This is a genomic window from Photobacterium satsumensis, from assembly GCF_050336935.1.
Classification (GTDB): domain Bacteria; phylum Pseudomonadota; class Gammaproteobacteria; order Enterobacterales; family Vibrionaceae; genus Photobacterium; species Photobacterium satsumensis.
Genome location: NZ_JAKJSK010000007.1, coordinates 657,206 through 681,171 on the forward strand (window position 1 = coordinate 657,206; position 23,966 = coordinate 681,171).

The 23,966-nt window shown below is 45.5% G+C and carries 18 protein-coding genes and 1 pseudogene; 13 read left to right on the forward strand and 6 right to left on the reverse strand.

Features of this window, described 5'->3' with window-relative positions; all coding sequences use genetic code 11:
• The first annotated feature begins 14 nt into the window (after nucleotides 1-14).
• The 7 genes from L4D79_RS14525 (at nucleotide 15) to L4D79_RS14555 (ending at nucleotide 8,658) form a co-directional block, all read left to right on the forward strand.
• Nucleotides 15-2,306, forward strand: coding sequence for a hybrid sensor histidine kinase/response regulator (locus tag L4D79_RS14525; protein WP_428652273.1), 2,292 nt, complete (start codon nucleotides 15-17; stop codon nucleotides 2,304-2,306).
• A 227-nt stretch (nucleotides 2,307-2,533) separates the two neighbouring features.
• Nucleotides 2,534-3,472, forward strand: a complete 939-nt coding sequence (locus L4D79_RS14530) for an N-carbamoyl-D-amino-acid hydrolase (protein WP_428652274.1) — start codon at nucleotides 2,534-2,536, stop codon at nucleotides 3,470-3,472.
• 6 nt (nucleotides 3,473-3,478) lie between these two features.
• Nucleotides 3,479-4,144 (forward strand): aspartate/glutamate racemase family protein, encoded by a 666-nt coding sequence (locus tag L4D79_RS14535; RefSeq protein WP_428652275.1) that lies wholly within the window; start codon nucleotides 3,479-3,481, stop codon nucleotides 4,142-4,144.
• A 38-nt stretch (nucleotides 4,145-4,182) separates the two neighbouring features.
• The gene (gene hydA, locus L4D79_RS14540) at nucleotides 4,183-5,664 is read left to right on the forward strand and encodes a dihydropyrimidinase (RefSeq protein ID WP_428652276.1); all 1,482 of its coding nucleotides are present in this window, start codon (nucleotides 4,183-4,185) and stop codon (nucleotides 5,662-5,664) included.
• A 25-nt stretch (nucleotides 5,665-5,689) separates the two neighbouring features.
• Nucleotides 5,690-6,733 (forward strand): TRAP transporter substrate-binding protein, encoded by a 1,044-nt coding sequence (locus L4D79_RS14545; RefSeq protein ID WP_428652277.1) that lies wholly within the window; start codon nucleotides 5,690-5,692, stop codon nucleotides 6,731-6,733.
• A gap of 18 nt (nucleotides 6,734-6,751) precedes the next feature.
• On the forward strand, nucleotides 6,752-7,369 hold the full coding sequence (locus L4D79_RS14550; protein ID WP_428652278.1) for a TRAP transporter small permease subunit: 618 nt from the start codon (nucleotides 6,752-6,754) through the stop codon (nucleotides 7,367-7,369).
• Nucleotides 7,366-8,658, forward strand: a complete 1,293-nt coding sequence (locus L4D79_RS14555) for a TRAP transporter large permease (protein WP_428652279.1) — start codon at nucleotides 7,366-7,368, stop codon at nucleotides 8,656-8,658. The genes L4D79_RS14550 and L4D79_RS14555 overlap by 4 nt, the downstream gene beginning before the upstream one ends.
• Before the next feature lie 16 nt (nucleotides 8,659-8,674).
• On the opposite strand, the gene L4D79_RS14560 is transcribed toward L4D79_RS14555, so the two are convergent.
• From L4D79_RS14560 to L4D79_RS14570, 3 genes and pseudogenes are all read right to left on the reverse strand, one after another.
• Nucleotides 8,675-9,565 carry a LysR substrate-binding domain-containing protein gene (locus tag L4D79_RS14560; protein ID WP_428652280.1) on the reverse strand — a complete coding sequence of 297 codons (891 nt, stop codon included), beginning with the start codon at nucleotides 9,563-9,565 and terminating at the stop codon, nucleotides 8,675-8,677.
• Between the two features lie 169 nt (nucleotides 9,566-9,734).
• A complete protein-coding gene (locus L4D79_RS14565; RefSeq protein ID WP_428652281.1) occupies nucleotides 9,735-11,435 on the reverse strand; it encodes an alkaline phosphatase family protein in 1,701 nt (566 codons plus the stop codon).
• Between the two features lie 107 nt (nucleotides 11,436-11,542).
• Nucleotides 11,543-12,241, reverse strand: a pseudogene (locus L4D79_RS14570) (formylglycine-generating enzyme family protein); the annotation flags it as partial.
• A 258-nt stretch (nucleotides 12,242-12,499) separates the two neighbouring features.
• Between L4D79_RS14570 and L4D79_RS14575 the strand changes: the two are divergent.
• Genes L4D79_RS14575 through L4D79_RS14585 form a run of 3 tightly spaced genes read left to right on the forward strand, consistent with a single transcriptional unit; the run spans nucleotide 12,500 to nucleotide 16,085 of the window.
• Nucleotides 12,500-13,822 carry an anaerobic sulfatase maturase gene (locus tag L4D79_RS14575; RefSeq protein WP_428652282.1) on the forward strand — a complete coding sequence of 441 codons (1,323 nt, stop codon included), beginning with the start codon at nucleotides 12,500-12,502 and terminating at the stop codon, nucleotides 13,820-13,822.
• A gap of 15 nt (nucleotides 13,823-13,837) precedes the next feature.
• Nucleotides 13,838-14,860, forward strand: a complete 1,023-nt coding sequence (locus L4D79_RS14580; protein WP_428652283.1) for a tetratricopeptide repeat protein — start codon at nucleotides 13,838-13,840, stop codon at nucleotides 14,858-14,860.
• A 40-nt stretch (nucleotides 14,861-14,900) separates the two neighbouring features.
• Entirely contained in the window at nucleotides 14,901-16,085 is a 1,185-nt protein-coding gene (locus L4D79_RS14585) for an OmpP1/FadL family transporter (protein WP_428652284.1), read from the forward strand.
• A gap of 248 nt (nucleotides 16,086-16,333) precedes the next feature.
• Here L4D79_RS14585 and L4D79_RS14590 read toward each other — a convergent pair whose 3' ends face one another.
• Nucleotides 16,334-17,134, reverse strand: coding sequence for a LysR family transcriptional regulator (locus tag L4D79_RS14590; RefSeq protein WP_428652285.1), 801 nt, complete (start codon nucleotides 17,132-17,134; stop codon nucleotides 16,334-16,336).
• Between the two features lie 261 nt (nucleotides 17,135-17,395).
• On the opposite strand from L4D79_RS14590, the gene L4D79_RS14595 reads away from it, so the two are divergent.
• A complete protein-coding gene (locus L4D79_RS14595; RefSeq protein WP_428652286.1) occupies nucleotides 17,396-18,535 on the forward strand; it encodes a GGDEF domain-containing protein in 1,140 nt (379 codons plus the stop codon).
• A 97-nt stretch (nucleotides 18,536-18,632) separates the two neighbouring features.
• Here L4D79_RS14595 and L4D79_RS14600 read toward each other — a convergent pair whose 3' ends face one another.
• Together L4D79_RS14600 and L4D79_RS14605 are read right to left on the reverse strand one after the other, a co-directional pair.
• Nucleotides 18,633-19,535: a 1,4-dihydroxy-2-naphthoyl-CoA synthase gene (locus L4D79_RS14600; protein ID WP_107348096.1), complete on the reverse strand. Its 903-nt coding sequence runs from the start codon at nucleotides 19,533-19,535 to the stop codon at nucleotides 18,633-18,635.
• Between the two features lie 216 nt (nucleotides 19,536-19,751).
• Nucleotides 19,752-20,747 (reverse strand): NADP-dependent oxidoreductase, encoded by a 996-nt coding sequence (locus tag L4D79_RS14605; protein ID WP_428652287.1) that lies wholly within the window; start codon nucleotides 20,745-20,747, stop codon nucleotides 19,752-19,754.
• 235 nt (nucleotides 20,748-20,982) lie between these two features.
• Between L4D79_RS14605 and L4D79_RS14610 the strand changes: the two genes are divergently transcribed.
• Together L4D79_RS14610 and L4D79_RS14615 are read left to right on the forward strand one after the other, a co-directional pair.
• Complete coding sequence (locus tag L4D79_RS14610; RefSeq protein ID WP_428652288.1) at nucleotides 20,983-21,402, forward strand: MarR family winged helix-turn-helix transcriptional regulator; 420 nt, start codon at nucleotides 20,983-20,985, stop codon at nucleotides 21,400-21,402.
• 97 nt (nucleotides 21,403-21,499) lie between these two features.
• Entirely contained in the window at nucleotides 21,500-23,878 is a 2,379-nt protein-coding gene (locus tag L4D79_RS14615; protein ID WP_428652289.1) for a helicase-related protein, read from the forward strand.
• Nucleotides 23,879-23,966 lie beyond the last annotated feature (88 nt).

The following is a 23,966-nucleotide window of genomic DNA, read 5'->3' on the forward strand; positions in this document are numbered from 1 at the left end:
GGGTGAGGCGGAGTATGACACTACGAACTAAAACCATACTAGGTATCGCATTAATTGAAGCCTTGGTTTTGGCGCTATTAATCTTTACTGGTTTGCAGTGGTTGAAGACGTCTAACAATAGCCGCCTTGAAACGGGTAGTAAGCAGTTAGTGAGTGTTTTCGCCAGCGCAACACGAGATGCGGTACTGGCTACGGATCTTGCCTACCTTGATAGTTTTGCTGAGTCGATAACCAATGAACATAACCTTGCTTACATACGTATCGTTGACCGTAATGGCGTTGAACTCACCCGCCACGGTGAATACCAAGATGTAACGGTGGATAGCTTGCCTTCAGAAGTTATTGATGGTGTTTACGATGTTTATAGCAACATTGAAGTCGCTGGTCAGTATTACGGCAAAGTTGAAATGGGGGTGAGAGTTAGCGATTTCCAGGCTTTAATGTCGCAAGCCACTCGCCTGAGCATACTTATAGCCGTATTGGAAATGGTGCTTGTCGCGATTTTCTCCTTTGCTCTAGGGACTTATCTGCTACGACGTTTAGATAAGCTCAAACAAGGCGTTGAGCGTATTGAGAAAATAGGGCCGGGTGCGCAAATCACGGTTACCGGTAATGATGAAGTTAGCCAAGTGAGTGAAGCCTTTAATTCAATGTCCCGATCTCTGGCGAATGCCCAAGAAAATCTTGCTAAGAAACATGAACAGCAAGTTGTATTGACCGAGAAAATAACCGAACTGGCACAAGTGGCTGAGCATGCAAGGGATGCCATTATTATTACGGACGCAAAAGGGCTTATTACGTGGGTTAACCCTGCCTTCGAGGTGCTGACGGGGTATCGCTCGGCTGACGTCATTGGCAAGCAACCCGGTAAATTATTACAGGGGGCAGGGACAGATGCCGCTACGGTAGAGCAAATGTCGAAAGCGCTGGATGAAAAACGGCCAGTAAAAGTAGAGTTACTTAATTATTCTAGTAATGGACAGCCGTACTGGGTCGAGATGGATATCTCCCCGGTACTGGACTCTGACGGAGAGGTTATTCGATTTATTGCCGTTGAGCGAGATATAACTGAGCGGCGACAGGTGAATAAACAACTTGAATCAGCATTGGAACAAGCAACAAAAGCTAACAATGCTAAATCTGAATTTTTAGCGAATATGAGCCATGAAATTCGTACCCCGATGAATGCGATTATGGGGCTAAGTGAAATGCTGCTTGATCAAGTCACTGTTCCTGAGCTGCATGGGAAACTGAAGATCATCAATAAGTCTGCAGAAAACCTCGTCACCGTTATCAACGACATTCTTGATTACAGCAAAATTGAAGCAGGAAAGTTAACGCTTACACAGTCGCCGTTTGATTTACGCGAAGTTCTGGAACAAGCCATCGAGCTCAGTGCTTATCAGGCAAAGAGCAAAGGTTTACCGGTAATACTGGATATGCCATCAGATATAGATACCCGAGTTGTTGGCGATAAAGGGCGCTTGAACCAGGTATTGCTGAACCTATTGGGCAATGCAGTGAAGTTTACCGAGAAAGGGCACATTAAGCTGACGGTTGCTGAAGTCGAGTCTATGGCCTCCCAAAGTGTTAGTTATCGGTTCATTATCGAAGATACGGGAATGGGTATTCCATCCGACCGTCTCCCTTTTATCATGGAAAAGTTCGAACAGGTTGATAATTCAGCGACTCGAGAATTTGAAGGAACAGGTCTTGGCTTAGCTATCTGCAAACATCTCATTGCGATGTTTGGTGGGCAGTTGGCAGTAGAGTCTGAAGAAGGGGTTGGTTCACGTTTTTCATTTACTATCCCCCTTGAACCGCAACCCGCCCAACAAGAACAAACAGTCCAGCCATTGCGTACTGTTGCAACTGTCGATGAAAGTGTTTTACCTAAGCTTACCGTGCTGGTGGCTGAAGACAGCCAAGTAAACCGGATGCTGGTCGAAGCCATGCTAGCGAACAGTCAATTAGAGTTGGTTTTCGCCAAAGACGGTATCGAAGCCGTGGAGTTATATCAACGACACCAGCCAGATATGGTCATTACCGATATCTCGATGCCGCGCAAAGATGGTTACGCGGCAACAGCCGAGATAAGGGCGTTACAGAAAAATGGACGGTTCCCTTGGTGCCCTGTGATAGCGTTATCTGCCCATGCGATGGTAGAAGAAAAAGAAAACAGCCACCAACGCGGACTGGATGATTATTTAACCAAACCAGTTAAGAAAGTTGAACTGGTCAATATGATAGCGAAGTGGAGTGAGGTTATTAGCCAGCAGGTAAAGGCAAAGAAAATGATTGATTGAGCTTTCACTGACCGTTACGCGCTGTTATTTATTGCTAACCCCATCTTCCTCATCATTATATCGCCGAACCTGATGCAGCACTTGTTTACTCTTATACATGATAATGAGCGCTAGGTCATAGCTCTATAACTTAGGGTTATACTCTCTGCTTCTTAACGAATTGGTCAATAATTTACAAAGCTGTAACACTCAATTTAACTAAAGCGGATTAGTTAAAGAGAGTATTTATGACTAGACAAATAAAAGTGGCCGGTGCACAACTAGGCCCGATACAGCGCTCAGAATCAAAACAAATAGTAGTGAAAAGAATGCTACTTCTTTTGGACCAAGCTCATAAGAGCAATTGTGATTTTGTAGTGTTCCCCGAGTTAGCTTTGACGACATTTTTCCCTCGCTGGAATATTGAAGACAAGCAAGAAGTTGATGGCTATTTTGAAGAAGAAATGCCTAATGCTGTTACTCAGGAGCTATTCAATAGAGCCAAAGAATATCGGATCGGCTTCTATTTGGGTTATGCCGAGGCCGTGGTAGAAGGAAATTCGAAGCGCTACTTCAATACTTCTATCTTGGTAGATGCCAATGGTCAGATTATTGGTAAATATCGGAAAATCCACCTGCCCGGACACGACAAATTTGATCCTGATAGAACTTTCCAACACTTAGAAAAAAAATATTTCGAAGTTGGAAACCTAGGCTTCCCAGTTTATCGCAATGAACATGGCTTGTTTGGGATGTGTATTTGTAATGACAGACGTTGGCCAGAAACCTATAGAGTTATGGGTCTACAAGGTGTTGAGTTGGTAGCTTTAGGCTACAACACCCCGACTACAAATTCACAGCGCCCCGAAGAAGGGGCAGAAGACCGTACCTTTCATAGTGAGCTTTCTATTCAGTCCGGAGCCTATCAAAACGGAACTTTTGTTGTTGCCGTAGCAAAAGCTGGGTTAGAAAACGGCTTCCCGCTTCTTGGCGGTTCTATCATTGTTCACCCCTCGGGAAAAGTACTCGCAAAGGCCACCACACTTGAAGATGAGCTAATTACAGCCGAAATCGACCTTGATGACACTGTATTTTATAAGCAAACAATTTTTGACTTTGCGCGGCACCGACAGCCTCAGCATTACGGTCGAATCGTGGAACAAAAAGGTGTTCTTCTACCAGAGTGATTGATTATGTATAGAGTGACCGTAATAAATCCAAACAGTTCACCAGAGGTAACGGAGGTTATTCAAAAATCCATTGGTAATAAGTTTGATCATATTTTAGATATTAAGTGCCTAACGTTAAATGATGGTCCAAAAGGTATTGAGAGCCAGAGAGATGCCGATAGTGTTATTGCCCCTTTGCTGGAATTGATCTCTGATTGTGAAGCCTATACAGATGTATTTATTTTGGCTTGCTACTCGGATCCGGGAATATTTTCAGCAAGGGAAGTTACCAATAAACCCGTATTAGGTATCGCGCAATCGGCGCTGTCCTATGCATCGAACCTTGGGCAAAGGGTGGGGGTTATTTCAATTACAGATTCTTCTGTAGAGCGCCATACTCGCTATGCCCGAGCGATTCAATATGATCCATTTATTGTGGCAGATATCTCCGCCAACCTATCCATTAGAGAGTTATCGGATCCTGATGTGGCTCTCAGTAAGTTGCTTAGGGTGGCGAGAACCCTAAAGCAGGACTACGCCACTGATATCATCGTGTTGGGTTGTGCAGGTATGGGGAGTTATCGCCACTCAATTGAGAAAGAGCTGAATATCGCAGTGATTGACCCTATACAAGCGTCAATAGGGTTAGCGTTGTCAACGGCTGCCTACCGCTATTCTGCATCAGTCTAGATAAATTAAGTTCGACACATATTAAGCAAGGAGAGGCTATGGGAATCTCTACATATTTCCAATTTGATACTGTTGTTCGAAATGGAACCGTGATTACTGCAACAGAGAAAATGCACTGTGATATTGGAATCAAAGATGGTGTGATTACTGCCCTTGGTGCTGGGCTTCCTTCAGGGGAAAATGAAGTTGATGCTCAAGGAAAATACATCTTACCCGGAGGGGTTGAGGCTCATTGCCATATAGAGCAATCGTCTTCCCACGGGATCATGACTGCAGATGATTTCTATTCAGGCTCAGTTTCTGCGGCATTTGGAGGTAATACCACCATAGTACCCTTTGCCTGCCAACATAAAGGCCAATCCCTTTTACAGGTGGCGGATAGCTACGAGCAGAGTGGTAAAGAAAAGTCGGTAATTGATTTCTCTTACCATGTGATTGTTTCAGATCCCACAGAAGAGGTGCTCAACGATGAGCTACCCACACTTATCCGCCGGGGAATTACCTCGTTTAAGGTTTATACCACCTATGAGCTACTCAAATTAGACGATTATCAGATGTTAGAGATCCTAGCTCTTGCTAGAAAAGAGCAAGCCTTGGTGATGGTTCATGCTGAGAATTACGACATGATTCGCTGGCTTACAGATAGGCTATTAGCAAAAGGGCACACTGAACCTAAGTTTCATGCCATTAGCCATCCACAGATTGGTGAAGGTGAAGCAGCCAATCGAGTTATAAGCTTATCTGAGTTTATTGATGTACCTCTGCTTATCGTTCATGTCTCCTGCGCGGAGGCTACCAAAGCTATTCGGGAGGCTCAGACTAAAGGACTTAAGATTTACGGTGAGACCTGCCCCCAATATCTCACTCTAACGATGCAAGATTTAGATCGAGAGGGGATGGAAGGGGCGAAATTTTGCTGCAGTCCGCCACCTCGAGACTCTGATTCGCAGGAATCGATATGGAATGGCTTGAGTAATGGTACCTTCCAAATCCTTTCTTCGGACCATGCCCCTTATCGTTTCGATGACTCTGGCAAGCTCAATCAGGGGGTGAAAACTCCGTTCAATAAGATCGCCAACGGTCTTCCCGGTATAGAGGTGCGATTGCCTCTGTTTTATAACGAAGCTGTGAATACGGGAAGGTTAGATATCCACCAGTTTGTTGCTTTAACTTCAACAAATGCCGCTCGAATCTATGGTCTGTTTCCACAAAAGGGCACGATTGCCATCGGCTCGGATGCAGATTTAGCAATCTGGGATATGGAAAAAGAGGTAGAGATAAGATCTGAGGATTTGCACGACAACGTTGACTACACCCCTTATGAAGGAAAGCAAGTTAAGGGGTGGCCAGTACAGGTGATGCAGCGTGGAAAGTTAATTGTCGATGGTCAAAAGCTGGTTGCAAGTAAAGGTGAAGGGCAGTTCCTCCCTCGGGTAAGTTCGTCCTTTAGTAAACCTTTAGGAAGAAAGATCAAAGAGATGGATGTCACTAGAAATTTTGGGGCCGATCTATTTTCGTAACACTCTATAAGTAAGGGATTTAGCTATGGAACGATTTAATAGAAAATTGAAAACACTGCCACTTTTACTCCTTCCCCTTTTGGCTGCGCCGAGTTATGCAGAACAGGTGACGATCCGCGTGTTAGGCTTTTGGGGTAACCAGCCTCAGGTAGATGATGTTGATAAAGGTGTATGGCAATCGATAGAAAAAGAGACAGATGGCCGTATTAAGGTTGAATATGTCACGCTAAACGAAGCGGGAGTAAAAGGAAATCAAGGCCTTAGATTTTTAAAAAAAGGCACATTTGATATCATGACTATCTCCGTCAGCTATGTGAGTGGTGATGAACCTTCGCTTGTTGCTGTTGACCTCCCTGCAATCGCCTACGACTTCGATACGCTAAAGAATATTTCAGACTCTTATCGAGACACCATGGCGGAACGTCTTGAGCGTTTCAATGGTGTGCTCTTATCCCATTGGCCTTTCAACCCTCAAATCATGTTCTGTAAAGACCCTATTAATTCATTAGATGACCTAAAAGGGAAGAAGGTAAGGGTAAGTGGCGCACCAGCCGCTGATGCGCTTGAGAAGTTGGGTGGAACAGCCGTGAACATGACAGGGGGTGAGGTATACCAAGCCCTGCAACGTGGGCTCGTTGATTGTGCGTCGACAGGCACTACATTTGGGTTCAAGAACAAGCTTCACGAGGTAACTAACTATCTCTACGACTTGCCTATTGGTGGTTATTCTCAGGTCATTCAGGTGGCTAATAGCAAGTTTTGGGATCGACTCGATGGCAGTGACCGAGAGCTCATCCGCAGTAAGTTACAACATTCAGAAAAAGAGCTTTGGGCGATGGCGCCTGCAGTACATGAGATAGGTATAAGTTGCAATACCTCTAGCAGCCCTTGTGCTTTACAAGGTGAGCCTGGGGTTATGAAGTACTCTGCGGTATCGGTAAGCGATAGGGATAAACTGGCGAAGATCCTCCATGAGGATGTAGTACCTAAATGGGTTTCTAGCTGTAACCGCGTTTATAAAGAGTGTGGTGATCGATTTGAAGCTTTGATTTTACCTGAAACTGAATAGCATTTTAGGAGTTCTATCATGAATACAGTTCATCGGATAGAGTTTAGGTTAAAACAGGCCTCATCAAAGCTGTGTATTGTGTCTGGGTGGTTGCTTATATTGCTTTCGCTAGCGGTATGTTTTGAGGTTTTAGTAAGGAAGATTTTTAACTATTCATTACAAGGAGTAGATGAGTATGGCGGCTATATCCTCGCTATCTCGTCTGCATTGGGCTTCGTTTACGCCTTTTACGCCAACTCCCATATAAAGATCGATTTGTTGGTGCGTAGGTTACCGAAGAAAGCTCAGCTTATCCTTAGTTTATTTAGCAATGCGTGTTTGATGTTTGTGGTTCTGTTATTTGCTTACCAGACATTACTTCTTGCCTATGAGTCGTGGGAATTTATGGCAATATCGAACACACCGTTACGGACACCTATTTATATTCCTCAGCTAATTTGGTCCCTTGCATGGTTTAGTTTTGCCATCGCTATAGCTTTTCGTATCACAAATATGCTGATTTATATTCGCGTCAATGATTGGGGGAAACTTCAAGAATTACAGAAAAGCTATGATCCGGAAGAGGAGCAAAGTCAGGCATTGCGACCAGTGAATGCCGAAGGTGGTTTGGTTTCAGTACAAGAGGGGCAATCATGATTTATACAATGGGTTTGGCGGTCGGTCTGATTGTACTTCTGTTCATTGGTTTACACGTTGCCAGCGCTATTTCGGTATTGGCGTTTACGGCAGATTTCTTCCTATTGGATGGCCGTATGATGGCGAGTGCTGCATCAATAGCCTGGGATAGGATGAATGAGTTTTCTCTAATTGCGATTCCGTTATTTGTGTTACTCGGTGAAATCCTGCTTCGCTCCGGGATTGCTAATCGGCTTTATACGGCCTTGGCTGCATGGTTAGAAAACCTACCTGGAGGGCTATTGCATACGAATACAGTGGCGAGCTCTCTGTTTGCGGCAATGTCAGGATCCAGTGTTGCTACAGCAGCAACGATCGGTACTGTGGCAATCCCGACCCTAGAAGAAAGAGGCTATAACAAGCAGATGGTGCTTGGTTCATTGGCGGCCGGGGGAACTTTGGGGGTTCTGATTCCTCCAAGCATCTTGATGATTGTTTACGGTGCGCTAGCCGATGTGTCTGTTGGTAAGCTGTTTGTTGCGGCTGTCATACCTGGGCTGATCTTAACCCTATTGATGTCTGCCATCATTATCACAGTGACACTGTTTATAGGCTCTGATTACAAGAAGGGTGAGAGCATGAGTTTTAAGAAGAAGATCAAACTTCTTCTGGACATATTGCCGGTGACCACTATTTTTGTCGTAATTCTGGGGAGTATCTATTTTGGTTTCGCAACACCAACGGAAGCCGCGGCACTAGGTATTATTGCAGCACTTGGATTGACCCTCTACGAAAAGAAACTCAGCATATCCATGCTACACAATGCCTTCTATGGCACCTTTAAAACCACGTCAATGATCATCCTGATCATAGCGAGTGCATTTTGTTTGAACTTTGTGCTGTCGTTGCTTGGTATCCCCCAAGCTGCATCCAAGGCGATAATGGAGGCTGGGCTATCTCCCTACACCATGATCTGGATGTTAGTTATCTTTTACATCATTCTTGGGTGTTTTCTCGAAGCCGTATCGATGATGGTAACGACAGTAGGCATTGTCGTACCGATTGCCGTTGCTGCCGGTTTTGATTCCTTGTGGTTTGGCATATTCTTAACCGTATTGATGGAACTGTCGCTGATCACACCGCCTGTCGGCCTGAACTTATATGTAGTCCAAAATTTGAGGAAAGGGCAGACGGATATTACCGATGTGTTTGTTGGCGTGCTCCCATTCGTGATGGCATTTTTTATCTTGATAGCCATACTTATCTATTATCCTCAGGTGGCATTGTGGCTGCCTTCGATGATGAAATAATGAGTAAAGGAGCTTTTTAAAGCTCCTTTTTTTTGGGAAATTGGAAGTAATCGTTAAAGAATATCTTAGCTATTCTTGATAAAGGCTTGGTTCTTGGAGTGGCCGAAAATATAGTTATCGAGTGCTTACCAGTAATGGGAATAAAGCGGATATTATCAAAGGCTCGATTACGCAAGGTAAACTCGTCAACAATGGCAACTCCAACACCGGCATTAATCAAGTTACATGCAGTAGCACAGTACCTTACCTCGATATCAACTTGTTGTTCGACTTGGCTTTGAAGGAAAACATCGTTGATGATCTGCCCTATGGGTGAGCTCCTAGGATAAGAGATGAGTTTGTTGTTGTTGATTTGCTCTATCGAGATGCAATCAAGTTGGTTGAACTCATGCTCTTTATGAAATGCACAAACAAGTTTTGCTTGGCTTAAAGGCTTGCTAATGATCAAGGGGTGGGCCAGTGGCGTGATGGTTAAGCCAATTTCATATTGATGTTCTAATAAAAGCTGAGTCATGCTTTCTTGGTTAGGTGTGTCAAAGTAGAGTTTCACCTTAGGGTAATCATCAGAAAAGTTAACAAGGGCATCCGTTAAGATAGATTGGCTGAAGCTAGGGCTTGCAAGGATCTTTAAAGCGCCTGATTTTGAGTCCCTTATTCTGTCGACCTCTGAGCTGAACTGGTTAAAGGAAGAAAAAATACTGTTTGAGCTTTCAAAGAGTTGCTCAGCTTCAAATGTGGGAACAAGGCGTCCACCAATCCTTTTAAATAACGTAAACCCCAACTGACGTTCAAATTGAGCCAGCATTTTGCTTACTGCGGGCTGAGAGATCAGAAGTATTTTAGCTGCGTTTTTAGTGGAACCTGTTTCCATTACCCTGCGGAATATTTCGACATGGCGTAAATTCATAGCATTTCCATATACTAGAACATTGAGATGCCTACAAGGTATCGAGGGTCGGCTGGTGTTGTCAATGTGGAGGGATGTTGCGTTTGCTTTAAATCCTTTTGTTTATAGAGCATGCTGAATTTACAGAGCCTGCTCAGGTGGAGTAGGCTCTTTATAAACTTATGAATTATTAGTTATTTGAATTTACTTCTTTTAACACCTTCCCGGTCGCACCACTAGGCAATGTAATGCCGAGAGCATTCGATAAGGTCGGTGCAATATCATAAGGGGTGATCTCGCGTGAGACTTGATTGGCTTTAATGCCATTGCCCGCAAAAATAACCGGTACATGGGTATCGTAGCGCCATGGGGAGCCATGAGTCGACGCGATGGTTAGGCCATCCATATCATTAATATAAGTACGCGGCGCAAATACCAAGTAGATATCACCAGACCGCTGTGGGTGATGGTTATTCTTTACCAGTTGCATCAAGCGGGTATCTGGTAGATTGTTTTCCATGATGTCGGTACTGGTGACCGCATGATCGATCCCATTGATTTTTTGAGCTTCTTCAGACACGACCCGTTGAACCGCTTCCAGTGAAACGCCTTTATCTTTGATGACTTCATGGTTGAGGTAAATATATGGCTGTGCATACAAGCGAATAGCGTCTTCATTCAAACCAAATTCTTTATTCAAACGACTGAGCAGTGATTCGCTGATAATAGTGTCTTTGTTGAAGTACTTGGCGGTGCTGTAACCCAGCGCATTCACGGTGGGTGCAGCTTCCGGTACGCCGTGATCTGCTGACAACACGATAAGGGTGTTATTCAGTCCAACTTGTTTTTCGACATTGGCTAAGAAATTGGCCAGCGTTTGATCTAAGCGGATCAAGTTATCTTCAGCCTCTAAGCTGGATGGGCCGTACATGTGAATCACATAGTCATTGGATGAAAAGCTGACGGCTAGGTAGTCGGTGAATTTACTCTGGCCGAGCTTTTCTTGTTCAATAAGTGCAGAAGCAAAGTCGGCGGTTAGTTCATCTCCTGCAGGGCTTAGCGTCAGCATCGTGCTGAAGTACTGAAAGCTTGATGGGCCATAAGGGTGAGGGAAGCTGCGCTTAAAGCCAGCAAGGTCGACCTTGTGTTCTTGTGGTCCTTCTTTAAGGGTGTAATTATCCCTTTCTAAACTGAGGTCCCACTTCTGCTTGCTGTAGCGGGAAGGATGATCCTCCGCATTCCATGCAGTTACCCAAGCCGGGTATTGCTCGTAGTAATAATTGCTGGTGACAAATTCCGATTGTGCCTTGGAGAACCAGAAGGCTTTTCCTGAGTGTCCTGCCAATGAAATCGCGCCACGGTCTTTTACCGACACCGAGAAGATTTTCGATTCGCCATTACTGGCAACGGCGAGTTCGTCACTAAAGGTGGTGGATAGAATCGGTACCGGTGAGCGGCCGTCAAGCTTGGCGGTTCTTTGAGTAGGGTCGATTTCAGTGGATTGGTTAACGCCTGCGCCTTGGGTCAGCATGGTATAGTCACCGTCTTCGACGTTATAGACCAACCGCTCTTTTTGGCGGTCGTACCAGACATTACCCACCATGCCGTGCACACTCGGTGGCGCGCCGGTTGCTAGGGATACATGACCAACAATCGTTTCGGTATTACCATGCTGATAATGCGCATTGGTGTAATAAGCCCCCTCATCCATTAAGTAACGGAAACCTTTATCGCCAAAGTTGTGTTTATAGCGCTCTAGCAGATCTCCACGCAGTCCGTCGACAGTAATTTGCAGAACCAGTTTTGGTGCTGGTGAAGGCGCGGCAACGGCATTGGCGGTGATTAAACTTAAGCTAAGACATAACAGGCGGGGTACTGTTGCTATCTTCATTGATAGAAGCTCCGTTTTTATGAAAAAGAACACTTGAAGTGTAGAAGAGAAAGTCCTCGATACTAAACAGAGGACTATGAGACAAATAGCTCTTAAATAGAGGGTTATTAGATGTCGCGAGCCAGCCTTAACCCCATATCGGCCATAATGACGTTTTGGCTGGCAAAATCACGTCGATAGCTTTCAGATAATGTTTCGTCGTAAGAAAAGCTTCCACCACGTACAGATTTGTGGGCAAGGCCAACTTTGGTATCGTGTGCATTACTCGGGTTGTCGGTTGGGCCATAGCGGTAGAAGCCTTCATCGTAGGCATCGATAACAAATTCACCGACGTTACCTGTCATATCGTAGAGCCCCAGCTCATTGGGTTTTTTCTGGCCAACGTGATGGGCGCGGTTGTTGGCATTCTCGGAATACCAGGCCACATCATCGATATTGTTTGAGCCACTATAGATATAGCCTTGGCTCTGGTTCCCACCTTTGGCGGCATACTCCCACTCGGCTTCAGTAGGCATGCGGTAGTTTCCACCGGTAAGGGTGTTGAGCTGCTCGATAAAGTAATTGGCTTGCTGCCAGCTCAAGTTATTCACCGGGACGTTGGGATCGGAGAAGTAGCTCATCGAAGAGCCCATCACGCTTTCAAATAATTCCTGCGTGACTTCAAACTTGGAAATGTAGAAGCTATCGACCGAAACGGTTCTGGCGGGGCGCTCTGCTTTACTGGCTTCAGCGAGGTTGGAACCCATTTCGAATTGTCCACCTTCAACCAGCACCATATCGGCTTCTATTTGCTGCATGATAGGGTGAGGCTCTTTGGCAAAAAGATCTGTATTAAACCAAGCCGTTGCGGCAACCAATGTGAGCCCAGACAGGGTGAACAAAACAGTTCGCTTTCGGGTTGGTGATAGCATTAAAGCCTCCGTGAATCAGTCATGAATTCATTAAACTGGGAGGGTTATTGTAATGAAAATCCCCATACCTAAAGGTTATAAGGGGTATAACAAGCGTTGGTGTGTAGCACGCATTAAAATCAGCGTACTTAAATCTTTATAAGTAGGTGAAATATGCTGATTACTCAGGGCCCGCAATACAATGGCAAGGCATCAAAGCGACTACATGTCATGGCAAAACCCATTGGTGCCGCGTGCAACATTGATTGCACCTATTGCTATTACCTGAGTAAACAGGACTTACTGGAGTACAAGAAGGGCTGCTCGCCAATGATGGATGAGGCCACACTCGAGACCTATATACGCCAATATATCGATGGCCAGAATACCCCTGAGATCATTTTCTCCTGGCAGGGCGGTGAGCCTACCATGTTGGGTGTTGATTACTTCCGCAAGATTGTTGAACTGCAGAAGAAGTACCAACCAGAAGGCATCGTGATATCTAACGATCTTCAAACCAATGGTACGTTGCTCAACGATGAATGGTGTGAGTTCCTGGCTGAAAACAAATTCCTGGTTGGATTGAGTATCGATGGCCCGGAGATGCTGCATAACGCCTATCGTACCAACCGTGCTGGCCGTGGCACATTTAAGCAAGTTATGGCTGCAGTTGAGTTACTCCATAAACACCATGTGAAGTTTGCCACCCTAACTTGTATTAATAACCTAACGAGCAAGAACCCACTCGAAGTCTATCGTTTCTTGAGAGATGAAGTAAGATCGCCCCAGATCCAGTTTATTCCTATCGTTGAGCAAAAGACGTTCAGAACAACGGCACCGCAGAAATGGGAGGCCAATGAGCAGTTACGTCAAGGTGATAAACGATTAAACCCATGGCATAAGAACTCGGTGGTGGAACCTTGGTGTGTGTCGGCAAATGGTTGGGGTGACTTCCTTATTGCTGTTTTCGATGAGTGGGTGAAGCATGATGTCGGCAAGGTTTTTGTTCAGTATTTTGAAGCCAGTGTTGAAACTTGGATGGGACGGAAAAACCCGCTTTGTACATTAGGTGAAATCTGCGGCAAAGGGTTGGCCATGGAGCCAAATGGCGATGTCTTCACCTGTGACCACTATGTTTACCCTGATTACCGAGTTGGAAATATCCACCATCAAAAGATTGATGAGATGGCCTACTCAGACGCTCAGCAGAAATTTGGTTTTGCCAAGTCACGGTCACTGACCAGCCAGTGCCAACAGTGCGACTACAAATTTGCGTGTTTTGGAGAGTGCCCGAAGAACCGTTTTATCCGCACCAAAGACGGTGAGCCGGGGCTGAACTACCTTTGTGCGGGCTGGAAAAAGTTTTTTAGCCATGCTGATAAAGCATTGGCTTTTGTATTACGAGCAACAGGGAACCCTGTCATCCATGGACAGTTCTCTGATGAGCGGTTAAAGGCCGTTGCACCTCGTCATCCTTATTTTCCCACCCGATTTTAATCTGAGGTAGTGGTAATGAAACGTACTATCACAACGATGCTTCTGTGCTCTGTTTTAGTGTCTCCTTTAACGGTTGCTGCCGAGAAGGGAAATGCTGATCTGTTTGCTGGAAGTCCCCTTACAAGCCAGCAAGATATTCAAGCCCAGCAGATCCAGCAATGGGTCATGATTGCTCAGGATAATCGCCAAGATGATGAAAAGCGTGCCGATGCGCTAAGGCAATTGGCCAGATACCCGAACCAGAATAGCTTAGTTGCAGTAGCCCGCGGCCTCCAAGATGATAACCCTTTGATACGAGAGGCTGCTGTTGTGGGCGCCGAGCCTTATCAATTTGCCCATCGTTGGCGCATGCTTTCCCCATTGATTCAAGATAGCGAACAAAACGCCCGACTGACGGCGACTATGAACTTAATCCGTAACTACGGAGAAATGGACACAGAGCAGCAAGCATTGATGGATCCTGTTACCGCAGAGCTGATTAATTACCTCATAGATAAAAAAGACCTGCCGTCTCAACTGTTATTGGCCGATGTTTACCGCTGGCACCAAGAGTTTGACAAGGCGCACGAGTCATATATCGCTTTGCAGGGTACTGATGATCAGAATCCTCAAATTTGGTTGGGTCTTGCAGATAATTACCGTGCTCAAGGGGATGACCTGCAAGCCAATATTGTTTTGGAACATGCACAAAAAGTACTGCCAGAAGAAGCCAACCTGTTTTATTCCCAGGCTTTGACGCTGGTGAGGCTAGACGAGAAAAAGCGGGCAGCTGCAGCTATAAAGGTAGCGACAGAGTTAGCACCAGATAATAGCTATTTCTGGTATTTAAACGGTGTATTGCAAGAAGCTTTCAATGTTGATGACGCAACGACATCATTCGAAAAAGCTTATGAAATCTCTGGGGCACCAGAGCAGTTGTACGCCGTGTGTGATATTTACGTGAGATATGGCCATCTTAATACTGATGCATGTTTGGAATCACTGGGTAAAGTTGCCCCCGACTTTGTTATAGACGAACTAAAATCTAAACAGGGCTAATAAGCCTAATTAACTATTAAAAATAATAATGAGGGAGCAAATGCGACCATTAAAATCAACGCTGGCAGTGATGTCGGTATTGTCTTTACCTGTTCAAGCGAGTGGTATTTTCTTGCAGGAAGCGGTAACCGCAAATGCAGGTACAGCGGGCGCGGGTGATGGTGTTTATACCGGTTCAGCAGCGGCAATGTGGGTTAACCCCGCAACAATGAGTGGCATGGGGGAGAGCCTGACAACGTTTAACGTGCTCGGCTTTGATCTCGAAATGAAATATCGCGATAACGCAGATAATGGCGACGGTAAAGCCCATTCTGTACTGCCATCCGCTGGGGCTTTTCATGCCCGCCAAATTACCGATGATCTCCATGTCGGCATTGCACTTGGTGCTGTGGGGGGATCAAGCCTTTCTTATGGAACGGACTGGGCAGGTGCAGCGGCACTGGATGAAATTACCCTAACCGCAATGCAAATTAACCCAGCTGTCAGTTATCAAATCAACCCGCAGTGGTCGGTTGGCGCAGGAGTTCAGCTAAGCTGGGCCTCATTAGAGCAATCGACCAACCTACTCGATATCGATAAGGATACTGACTGGGCCTTTGGCGCGAACTTTGGTGTGATGTATCAGCACGATGAGCGATTGGCGTTGGGAGCGAGTTACCGAACCAAATTGGAGCATGAATTTGGTACCCGAGTATCGGGGCCATTGAATGGCCCAATTATCAGTAGTCTGCGTACAGATATAACTGTTCCAGCCATTGCAGACATCAGCGCCAGCTATGCGGTTAACTCAAAGCTAGACCTACTGGCTTCGGTGCAGTGGCACCAGTGGAGTGAGTGGGATAACACCGTGATGGAGTTTGGTCTTGTTGCCGACCAAACGAGGACGGCTACGATTGATCGAGACTGGGATGATGTATGGAAGTTTGCCTTTGGTGCGGATTATCAGCTTAACAACCAGTGGCGACTGAAAGCCGGTTTCTCATACGAGACGTCACCACAAGATGATCCAACCAAGCAATGGGTAGATGTCCCGGTCGGCGAACAATATCGATATTCGGTCGGCGCAGCGACGAAGTGGAATGACGTGACGATTGATATGTTCTATGAATACGCTGATTTGGGTGAAGTGGATATAAACCGAAGCTTTGACCGAGTTCTACTAAATGATATCAATGGCACCTTCGATAGCCGGATTCACTTTTTGGGTGTGAGTTTTACCTACTAAAACAAGTAGATAATGACTGTTGGTTAATAGGAAAAGCCAAATCATCATGATTTGGCTTTTTCTTTTTGCTTTGCTTTTTGTACTAAAATTGACTTTCGTACTTGCTTTAGGTGCTGTTGGGCTAAAAATTTCACCCGCTGGGAATGATTCATCACTTGATACTCAAAGGTGTAAATTCAAAAGGATTATATAAGTGATATTGACGCTTGTGATGGTAGCCGAAATTCCCACAGGAATAATTGTTGCTGTTAATAGCCCTCGAAGGTTGCAATTATGGGAGTCAGAAGCTTAGTTAACCATTGAATTTTTTCTGACTGTCTTTGTGACGCTTTGGTGATGATAGCGACGGTAAGGTCAATATCGTAATCGGTTTGCTGTTCCTTGTCAGGAGCGTAACGAAGGGTATAGCAAGTATCCATTAATTGAGTGGTAAGAATATGATTATCAGTGACAATTTTGGTTTCGATTGTAGGGTCTATTTTCTCATACCGGTTTTCGAATTCGTTAACGCCTGAAATAATGTATTTGACGTATTCTCCCTTGATATTCCCCTCAAAATGCGCCCGCCCTTTAAACAAAGGCTTCTGGTGTAACGTCTGTGGTTTGTTGTTCAAGATGTGTATGCCTATATCGACAATTTCTTCTTGAATCATGGTTTCGCTTAACGGACTCCATTGTCGTATATCGATAACTGCATCCGTTTCTATACGTATAGCATCAATAATATCCTTGCCGATGGTGATTAGATAAGGCTCGATAACATGTAGGGTAATTTTATCGAGTCGCTTGGGGTCAAACTCTTCAGGCTCCAAGGCGGCACTGACTTGATCTAAAGCCAAACGTAATCTTGGTTCAATACTAACGGCGTAACTGGTCGGGGATAATCCTTCAGCACTGCGGACAAATAGCGGGTCATTTAGCTTTTCGCGCAACTGAGCTAGAACTTTTGATACATAGGATTGGGAGCGACCTAACTTTTGGGCGGCCCTAGTGGTCGAGTGGGTTTGCATCAAAGCAATAAAGACATGGAGCGCATTTAAATCATTCATAATTCAATAATTTCTAATATTCCATTTCTACAATTATCCAATAATCTTAGTTGGTTTGAAAGCTTAATAGTGTGCTCGTTGTTTGGAATATCGATAATTCCAAATTCAACGGAGTGAATCGATATAATCTTGTCGTCTCTCAGAAAAGGTGCTGTTTCACGGCAGATTTGTCTTTGTTAGTACTCCTGGTTGACAGCTAATAATAACCATTATGCTAGGGATTTGCCTTTATGTTATATGATGTAAAGGCATTTTTTATTTATGTTCAAGACAAACACACAATTGCAACAACATATCCAGCAGCATAATGAAAAGTATATTTTTCAGGTGATTATTGCTGTTGTTATTATTGCTGTCGTTTTATCGCAAGTGACAGAATATTGGTTGGATGAGAGTGTTATTATCGACAACGCGCTTGAAAGGGAGCATGTTAAAAATCTCTTTTTGTTTGGTATTCCGACCGTCGGAATTGGACTGTTGCTCTCTGGAAGTATCACGAATCAGGTTGCACTTCATCAGAAAATCTCTATATTAGTGGTCGTAAGTATTGTTGCTACCATTCATACTTTATCTATGTCTATGCTATCAGATATCTCTATTATCAGCTTGATAATGATAACACTGGTCGCAAAGCTACTGCTTATTACTCCTGCTTTTTCATTGCTTGTCTATACGATATATATTGTTCAAGCTAATATCATGGTTGCTGTCTTTCATACAAGTGTTGTTTTATATTCCAATTATTATTTTTCATTGATCGCTATGTTTTTATGGCTTAACTACTTATCTATTGATAATTATAAGCGATTCGTCAATGAATATAATCATGAGAAAAAGAAGAAAACATGGATGGCGAGAGCGGTTATTCATAATAGGGAAATAGCAGCTAAAAATATTATGCTCAACTGTTACTCGTATATTGATGAGGTCACTGGTTTATATAACAGAAGGTATTTACAAGAGAAAATGACGCTTTTGAATCAAGGTAACAGGCAACTTCAACTCGGAGTGTTACTGATCGATATCGACCATTTCAAGCAGATCAATGACGCATACGGTCATTCCAAAGGTGATGAGTACTTGAAGGCGGTATCACAAGCTTTGCGGTGTGTTTTCAAACGAAAATCGGATTTGGTTGCCCGTTATGGCGGTGAGGAAATTGTCGTGATGCTAACAGAAATCACCAAAAGTGATTTGGAAGAAAAGGCGAGGCAAGCGTGTGCAGCGGTAAGAGCGTTGGCATTGAAACATCCTTTACGAGAATGCGTGAGTGTGAGCATTGGTGGTATTCATACAGGCTTGGATTATCATCCGGCAGAGCATTACCTTGATGAAGCCGATGCATGTATGTATCGAGTAAAGTCGAACGGGCGTAATGGTTATCGGGTTGAATCTCGCTGAACCAGGCAGCTTGAAGTTACTTGGGGATATGTATAAAAACGCGCCCTCGGATCTTATATAGAGTCTGCGGGCGCTGTATATTCTTATGGTGTCGCTATTAGTAGTGCCAAGGGAACTTACTAAAGTCTTGGTCGCGCTTTTCAAGGAAGGCATCACGACCTTCTTGCGCTTCATCGGTACCATAAGCAAGACGAGTGGCTTCGCCCGCAAACAGTTGTTGGCCAACCAGACCATCATCCGGTAGGTTGAAGCCATATTTCAGCATGCGCATGGCTGTTGGCGACTTGCTGTTGATTTCTTTGGCCCAGCGAAGCGCTTCTTCTTCCAGCTCGAAGTGGTCAACAACCTTGTTTACCATACCCATTTCATAAGCTTCTTGTGCACTGTAGTTGAAGCCACAGAAGAATATTTCACGAGCACGCTTCTGGCCGATCATTTTCGCGAGGTAAGCTGAGCCGTAGCCTGAATCAAATGAAGCAACATCTGGATCAGTTTGCTTGAAAACGGCGTGTTCTTTCGATGCCAGTGTCAGATCACAAACTACATGCAGGCTATGACCGCCACCAACAGCCCAGCCAGGAACGACAGCGATAACCACTTTAGGCATAAAGCGGATCAAACGCTGAACTTCAAGGATGTGAAGGCGACCCATACGAGCAACGTCTGCTTTGCCAGCTTCTTCACCTTCACCTTCGTATTTGTAACCGTCTTTACCGCGAATGCGCTGATCGCCGCCTGAAGAGAATGACCATTGGCCTTTTTCAGACGGGCCGTTACCGGTAATGAAGACACAACCAACATCAGACCATTGGCGAGCGTGATCTAGCGCTGTGTAAAGCTCGTCTACCGTTTTTGGGCGGAAGGCGTTAAGGCAGTCTGGACGGTTGAGTGCAACACGAACAGTACCTTGATCTTTGGCGCGGTGGTAAGTGATATCTTCAAAATCAAACCCCGGGACTTCTTCCCAAAGCTCTGGATTAAAAATCTCTTTGCGAGTCATGATGACGTTTGCCTCATTGGATAATGCTCAGTGTGGTATAAGCTAGGGAGTTACAGCTAAATGTCAATGGTTTATGAAAGAATGTGACTGGATGGCGAGGGATTTAAGCGAGGTGGGGTATTTATCAATCAGGCACGCCCTAGCTACGCTCTGGTTAAGCGATGAAGCCACCAACCAAAGGCTGGTGGCTTTACAGGGGAGGCTGAAGCTTATGCTTTATAGTTTAACCAGCATCTTACCCTTGTTCTTGCCTTCGAATAGGCCAATGAACGCATTGGGGGCTTGTGCGATACCCTCGAACACGGTTTCTTCCCATTTAATTTTGCCTTCGGTGATCCACTGGCTCATCTGCTTGGCAAATTCGCCGTAGTGTGCCCAGTGATCAAAGACAATGAAGCCCTGCATTTTTAGCTTTTTGATGATAAGCATCGCCATGTTACTAGGGCCGGGCTGTGGCTCCGTTGTATTGTACTGAGAAATCAAACCGCATACCGCAATGCGACCGTAGTCATTCATATTGTTAAGGGCGGCTTCCAAGTGCTCTCCACCAACATTTTCAAAATAAACATCAATACCTTGCGGAGAAGCTTCTGCTAGGGCTTGAGTCAAGTTGGTTGCTTCTTTGTAGTTGATCACTGCATCGACACCCATTGAAAGCAGGTAATCGGCTTTCTCTTGCGAACCGACCGAGCCGATCACCGTACAGCCATGCATTTTTGCAATCTGGCAGGCAATGCTCCCCACAGCGCCAGATGCAGCCGAAATAAACACCGTATCTGTTGGCTTTAGCTCTGCGATGCGGAATAAACCGGTCCAAGCTGTCATGCCTGGCATCCCCATGATGCCAAGAAAGCTCTGGTCTGGCAGGGGACTTTCAGGCAGACGCGTTAACCCTTCGCCATTGCTGATAAAGTGGGTGCGCCAACCAAGCATGCTGCTTACCTTGCAGCCAACTGGGAAGTCAGGGTTGTTGGACTCGGTCACTTCACCAATTGCACCACCTTCGAGTGCTTCACCAATCTGAAATGGCGGCACATAGCTTTTGCGGTCAATCATCCGGCCTCGCATATAAGGGTCGACTGACATCCAGGTGTTTTTTACCAGCACGTCACCGGCTTTAAGTTCCTGGTGGGGGAGGGTTACTAGTTCAAAATTGTCAGCGGTTGGAGTGCCTTCTGGGCGGGATGCAAGATGGATCTGTTGGCTGTTCATTCTCAATCCTTATCAGTTCAGTTTGATACGGTTTAACTTGTTTGATGGTTATCGTGTTAGTTATTGCGATAAATATTTGTGCGCAAACTATTTGCCTATTAACTTACTGATAGAGCCGGTAACATGCAATAGCTTTGTGGTAAAATAATTTGCGCGCAATGTATTTCGTTCCTCAGTGTTTCTGTTATCATCACAAGCAAATAGAAATTACAGATAAATTAACTTGGATCTTAGTATGGCCCAGAAGCTTTCTGACAATGTGTGTTTTGCCTTGTATACCGCCTCGAACGCGCTGGTTAGGGCCTACCGTCCATTGCTCGATGAATTTGATTTAACCTATCCGCAATACATTGTGATGCAGTCGCTGTGGTACAGCGATGGAGTGAGTCTGAAAGAGCTTTCAATGAGCGCTCGTTTAGATTCAGGAACGCTAACGCCGATTGTTAAACGTCTTGAGGCTAAGCAGTTGTTGACTAGAAAAGTTTCTGTTGAGGATGAGAGAAAAAAAGTCATTTCACTGACCCGTGAAGGCCTAGCTCTGCGTGATAAAGCCAAAGATCTAAAAGCACAGTTAGAGGCAAAATCCAGTATGAAGACCGAAGATGTGGAGTCGCTTCGGAAACTGTGTTTGGAGTTGGCGAATAATTTGGCTTAATTCCTCGGCTAAGCAGGGTAGAATTTGAATTGCTTACCATGACATAGTCAGTAATTCTTGTCACAATACGATTCATGTTGTTGAAATAAAACCTGTCATGACTATCTCATTGCCTATTGACTCGCTCAAAGCCGAGTTCCTTGCCTCCCTTGAACAGTCCCACCTTGTCGTTTCGGCAGAAACCGGCTCGGGTAAATCGACTCGACTCCCTATTTGGGCTGCAAAGTGCGGCCGTGTTTTGGTGGTCGAACCCCGAAGAGTCGCCTGCCGCTCCTTGGCTGAATTTATTGCCAGTGAAAGGGGTGAGAAAATAGGTGAGTCGGTTGGTTACGCCATCCGGTTTGAGAATTTCTTTTCAGATGACACTCAGGTTGTGTTTGTCACCCCAGGGGTCGCTTTGCGTTGGCTGAATGAAGATGGGTTGGCAAGCTTTACCACCATTATCATTGATGAATTCCACGAAAGGCGCTGGGACACCGATTTGCTGTTGGCGATGCTTAAGCAGAAAGGCAATCACAGGTTGGTTGTGACCTCGGCTACCTTGGACAGCGAACGGCTGGCGACTTACCTTCAAGGGAGATGCCTGCGGGCGGAAGGACGCAACTTCCAAGTTTCAGTCGAGCATATTGCTTCAGATAGCCGCAACATGCCGGATATTCGCCATGTTGAAAACAAAGTCAGAGAGGCTCTGGTTGCCCGCTACGAATCTCATCAAGATATCTTGGTGTTCTTGCCGGGCAGAAAAGAAATCGCTCAATGTTTATCGACGCTGAAGCAGGTGTTAAGGGATCAGATTGAACTGGGTATGCTAGACATCATTCCTTTGCATGCATCAGTGAGTGATGATGAGAGACACCGTGCCCTGACCGAAAGTGATAAACAGCGGATTATACTGGCTACCAATGTGGCGGAGACCTCCCTGACTATCCCCGGCGTGACCCTGATTATTGATACCGGTTTAGAGCGCCGAACTCACCAGCGCAACGGGCGAACGGTGCTTGGATTGCATGCTATTTCCAAGGCCAGTGCCGAGCAGCGTAAAGGGCGGGCAGGGCGTGTGACTGACGGTACGTGCGTTAGGTTATATGGCAAGGCGGCACCGCTTGAATGTATCACACCTCCAGAAATGCACCGTGAAGAACTTGTTGAACCCATGCTTGCTGCGGCTTGTTGTGGTTACCCGATAGATACGCTGGATTTTGTTGATACGGTTCCTGAAAAGTCTTTGCTACTTGCCAAGGAAAAACTTATCCAAATGCAAGCCATTGATAAGGAAGGCAAGGCGACCGAACACGGTCAGATCTTGTACCCATTGCCAATTGATACCTTGTTTGCCCATTTGATCACGGCCATGCCTGATAAATCTAGCCGTGAAGCCATGGTCGATCTCGCCGCCTCGTTAAGTGTGTATCAGCGGATTTGGCAGATGCCGTCGGGTGAAGAAGCCCGTGAAAAGCTGGCTCAATGGGAGACTAAGCACTGTGATGCGATGGCGCTTATCAAGCTGTTGCGCGGTAGTGAGCCGGAATGGTTAAGCTTTGATAAAGATGTGCTGGCTGAAGCAAGAATGCTATCCGATCAGGTGCGTGAGGCCCTTGGGCTGCCAGCGCTTGAAGTGGCGTCATCCGTAAAAAGGGATGCTTGGTTGATTGAAGTTATGAAAGCAGTTCCTGAGCTGGTTTTTGTCCGGCGACAGAAAAGGCGACAGGCATTGGGTAATGGTTATAGTGAAGTAAGTACAGGTCGTGATAGTCGGTTCCCTGACAATGCAGAAGCTGCGATTGTGTTTGACCAGTTCGCTTTGCCGGGTAAAGGGGTAAAACAAAACTTGGTGTTGGCAACCTGTATGGCACCGATCAATGTCGATTTAATGAACCAGCTCGATATGGGGGAAGAGATCTTCGGCGAAACGCGGGTGTCGGAGACGGGTTGTTTGGTTGAAAAGCAGCGGGTTTATGCTGGACGTGTGATTAAATCTGATTGGGTGGCACCGGAGGGGGCTTCTGCTCACGATACTTTTGTCGATATGATTTTAGCCGGTTCAATTTTGCTTGGTTTAAGCGGAAAAATCACCGCGGATATCCATCAATGGAATCTGTATTTGGCTCTGGGTAAATACCAAGCTGATGTGTGTACCCGTTCAGCCCAGCCTGTCGACGTTCGCCAATGGCTTAGCGAGCAGATAGAAGCGCTAGGGGTTGAGTCAGCAGACGACTTTGAACTGTTCACCATTGATGATTTTATCTTTGACGGGATCCCGGAGTGGGAGAGAGCGGACTTTGATCAAGCCTATCCTTACAAGGTTTCGCTGACCGATCTCATCATGCGGATTGAATATCATATAGCACGAAAACTGGTATTGGCCGTCCATGAAAGCGGTAACCGTAAGGCCGATCCTAAACGGTGGGAACTCCCTCGTTGGCAGGGCTGGAAGGTACAATACCGTAAAGCCAGCCGGACCATTGATATCAGGTAGCGAGCGATTTAATGAACGTTATCCCACCTAGTTGGTAGTTATTCGTCGTATCATCTTTCTCGAAAACTTGGAAAGTTGGAGGTTAATC